The organism is Arthrobacter sp. 4R501 (genome assembly GCF_002929755.1).
Taxonomy (GTDB): Bacteria; Actinomycetota; Actinomycetes; order Actinomycetales; family Micrococcaceae; genus Arthrobacter.
In genome coordinates this window covers 1-3,868 of sequence record NZ_PJIW01000042.1, presented here as the reverse complement: position 1 = coordinate 3,868, position 3,868 = coordinate 1, and the positions used below count along the sequence as shown (strand labels likewise).

Annotated in this window: 3 protein-coding genes; 2 read left to right on the top strand and 1 reads right to left on the bottom strand. The window is 60.6% G+C overall.

The window, feature by feature from the left end; all coding sequences use genetic code 11:
* Positions 1-77 precede the first annotated feature (77 nt).
* Positions 78-815 (bottom strand): hypothetical protein, encoded by a 738-nt coding sequence (locus CXR02_RS21780; protein ID WP_104063881.1) that lies wholly within the window; start codon positions 813-815, stop codon positions 78-80.
* 535 nt (positions 816-1,350) lie between these two features.
* Here CXR02_RS21780 and CXR02_RS21775 point away from each other — a divergent pair.
* Together CXR02_RS21775 and CXR02_RS21770 are read left to right on the top strand one after the other, a co-directional pair.
* Positions 1,351-2,292, top strand: a complete 942-nt coding sequence (locus tag CXR02_RS21775) for a metallophosphoesterase (RefSeq protein WP_258061174.1) — start codon at positions 1,351-1,353, stop codon at positions 2,290-2,292.
* A gap of 227 nt (positions 2,293-2,519) precedes the next feature.
* Positions 2,520-3,868, top strand: a 1,349-nt coding sequence (locus tag CXR02_RS21770; RefSeq protein ID WP_258061173.1) for a hypothetical protein, incomplete at its 3' end; no start/stop codon positions are given.

The following is a 3,868-nucleotide window of genomic DNA, read 5'->3' as shown; positions in this document are numbered from 1 at the left end:
CCGAAACCAAAGAATCAACCCGCACCAGAATCAAGCAGGGACCGGGCGGCCAACGTCACTCTGATGAAAAATTCGGGCTAGGGCTGGACAACATTCACGAGTTCTGACCGTTTTCCGGTCTGCAGATCCTCGGTCAGGACGAGCGCACCGACCTCGGGGCAGTGGTATTTATGCTCCCGGGAGTTCTTTTCAAGCGGCGTCCAGTCGTAAACCTTGATGCAGCCGGTGTAGGTGCGGGTTTTCGTGGAGACGGTCTCGCCGGTGGCCACGGTGTCCCGCATGTCTTCTGCATGACCAACGTAAAATTCCTGCCTATAGGAATCGCCGGTGCGCTGCTCGGCCTTCATCCAGATGCCGGCTTTTGCGCCATCTTTTCCGTGGAGAAAGCTGCCGGAGTGGTCCAGCAACATCCCGTACCAATAGTTGTTCACGTCCTCGCCGAAGTACCACACGTCACCGTTCTTGTGTTGTGCCAGGTAATCCCGGGTTTCCTCTACGAGCTGCCCGTTCTTGTATTCCTTGTCCAGGTAGATGGCCGTCTCAACGCCCTCTATGGTCTTGGTCTCCTGCAGGATTTCGATTTCAATCCTCTCGGTGACGCGTCCTTGCTCGGTCGTTTCGTAAGTCATTTTTTTGCCGACGGGGAGGGCGAAATATTGATTGGTAATTTTGGTGGTGAAATCGGCCGGGTTGATCTGCGGATCGTACTCCGCGGCCCTGCTCCTTTTTGTGTTGTCGAAGACAAAAAGTGCCGCCCCGCCAACAACAAGCAACAGGACGACGAGAGCAAAGAATATTTTGGATCGTTGATTCATGACCTATCCCACTCCTTCTGAGTAGAAATTCCTGTAGGGGGTCAGAGCACCTTTGCTTGCCCATGGCCATAGGAGAAAGGTAGTGCAGTCCGTCGTGAACCTGAACCCCCTGTACGAACACTCCGCATGGCGAGGGCACTGCCCCATGAACGACGACGGCGGACCCACTGCCCGCTCGTCCGGCTTAGGAAGGGGGGCCACCGTGGGGCGGTAGGATGTGCCGCATGACCCAGGACGAGGTACGCGGCAGGATCGAGGCCTTCGTAGCCGATTTCCACACGAGGTGGCAGCGGTCAGGCAAATCGCCGGGCATGTTCGCTTTCGACCCCGGAGTGTTTGAAGCCTGGGCCGCCGAGTTAGCGGACCTGGTCGCGTCCCATTGCACCCCGGGAGTCCGCCGACGGCAGGACGTGGAACCCGGACGCGCCTCCTCCGCCCCGCTCCGTCCTCGAGGTCAGCGAGTACCTCGGGTACCGACACATCTGAGGGTTATCGGATGAAGTCAGTGTTCACTCGTTTCAGATCCTTCCGGAGCGTGGCCGCAACCGCCGCAGCCCTTCTGGCGGTCTCCGTCGCGGGTTGCACCAGCGCTCCGGAGCCGCCTGATGTTCGGATCGCTGCTGTCGGTGACATGAACGGCGTCGAGACCTATGCGCCTGATAGCCCTTCCGGCCGGAACGGTGCGGCGATCACCCGGCTCGTGCAGAACAACGAGATTGACGCGTTCCTAGGGCTCGGGGACTTCCAGTACGACACCGCGTATTGCGCGGACTACGTGAACTACTGGACGCGGCTGTGGGGTGGCACGAAGCCCAAGTTGTACTGGGTGTCCGCCCCCAACCACGACTGGCAACCCGGCCGCAACGAAGACCTCGACAAGTTCATGAATGGCCAATGCCCGGGGTCTCCGGCGAAGGCTGCGATCAACCAGGAGCGTGGGTTCATCGGGAACGGGGAACCGTACTCGAAGGACTTCGGGAACTGGCACTTCGCGTTCCTGTCGTCGGCGCAATGGCGGTACAACCCCACGCAGGCTCGGGCGTTGACGACGTGGCTGGACAACGACCTCGCTGCTGCTAGGGCGGCGGGTAAGCACCTGGCAGTTGCATACCACGAACCGTACTTCACGTCGAACACGACCGAACATGAGCGGGCCGCTGACCACAAGCCGTGGATCGACGTGATGTGGAAGCACCGGGTCCGTCTGACCCTGTCAGGGTCACAGCACAACTACGAACGGTCATGTCCGGTGAACAACGCTGACCAGTGCGTCAGTGACGGGATGACAGCGTTCCAGGTTTCCACGGGAGGTGTCGATCTCCGCTCCTTCACTAGCAGTCCGTCGTACATCGTGAAGCGGTTCAGCGACACCCACGGGTTCCTTCGGATGACACTCCGAGACGACGGGTCTTTCGACTGGAACTTCGTTCCAACGTCGGGGTCGGACACAGACGCAGGTACGCGTTCCGCACCGTAGTAAAAGCCGGGTAGTCCGGGCTGAAAGACGGGTAGGGCATGCGAGAAATACGAGTACAGGGAAGCCCCTCGCTACGCTGGTTGGCCTCCTGACCCGGGCATACACTGACCAGACGCCGCCGCGACGCCTGACAAAAACCGAAGGGAGAAGAATTTCATGGAACCTGATGCCCGTCGCCGGTGACAGCGGCGGCAACCGAAGAATCCACTATCCGCCGGGAAGAGACCATGAGAAAGACCCTGCTCGCGTTCATAGCGCTGCTGCTTGCGCTGGGTGGTGTTCTGGTGGTCCCGGTTGCGGCGTCGGCTGCTGAGGGTGATGTTGGGGTTGAGGGTCCGTCGCATTCGGGGACGGGGACGCCGACGGGTACGAAGCGGGCGACGAGTTCGTTGTGGTTCAACGACGGGCTCTGGTGGGGGAACCTGTGGGACACTGCCAGCTCGGATTTTCATATCTTCCGGTTCAATGCCGCGACGAGCTCGTGGGTCGATACGGGCGTGGCTACGGACAAGCGTTCGAGCACCCATCATGACGTGTTGTGGGACGGGACGACGTTGTATGTGGCGAGCTATCGGTTCGTCGCCGACACCCTGCCGGCTGAGCCGAACTACCCGACGACGATGCGGCGTTACAGCTACAACTTGAGTACTAAGACGTACTCGCTGCTGTCGTCTACGAACATCAACAACTACAAGATTGAGACCCTGACCATCGATAAGGACTCGACGGGTCGGGTGTGGGCCACGTGGCAGCAGGGTAACAAGATTTATCTGAACGTCACTGGCACGGACGGCACAACATGGGGCACGCCGTTCCCGCATCCTGCGTCGTTGAGCAATGTGTCTGTGGACGACACGTCGGCTGTGATCGCATTCGGACCCGGCAAGATGGGTCTGATGTGGAGCCGGGAGATCGGTGACGCCACGGACGGCATGTACTGGAGCTACCACGTCGATGGAGCGTCGAACACCGACTGGAGCGAACCTGTGGCGGCGGTGTCGGGGCAGGGCAGCAGCGATGACCATATGAACTTGAAGTGGCTGGACTCCTCGGGCGACCGGGTTTTCGCCGCCGTCAAGACGTCGTTCACGTCCGCGCCTCAGCCGCTGATCCAGCTGTTGGCATTGAATGCCACGACCTGGTCGGCGCACCCGATCGCGACTGTGTCGGAGTGCCCGAACCGGGTGATCGTCTTGATTGATGAGAGCACGCAGAGGCTGCGTACCTTCGCTTCCTATCCGAAGCCGAATGGCACGACGAACGCCGGTGTCTGCAGTAACTCCGGGGGCGCGATCTACGAGAAGTCCTCGCCGCTGGACAACATCAGCTTCACCACCGCGAAGACGGCTCGCATCGTGGACGCCGACCAGTATGTCCACAACGTGACGTCAACGAAGCAGAACCTCAACAGCGCGGCGCGGGGCACGGCCAACAGCGGTCTGCTGGTGCTCGCCGATGTGAACGCCACCGACCGGTACTGGCACTTTTACGACCGGGCGCCCGTTGCCTCCTTCACGGCCACCCCCACTTCCGGCACCGCGCCCCTGGACGTGGCATTCACCGATACCTCCACCGA

What these genes read in the sequence shown, in the direction of transcription:
- CXR02_RS21780 (WP_104063881.1), bottom strand. Translation starts at nt 815, where the DNA reads ATGAATCAACGATCCAAAATATTCTTTGCTCTCGTCGTCCTGTTGCTT.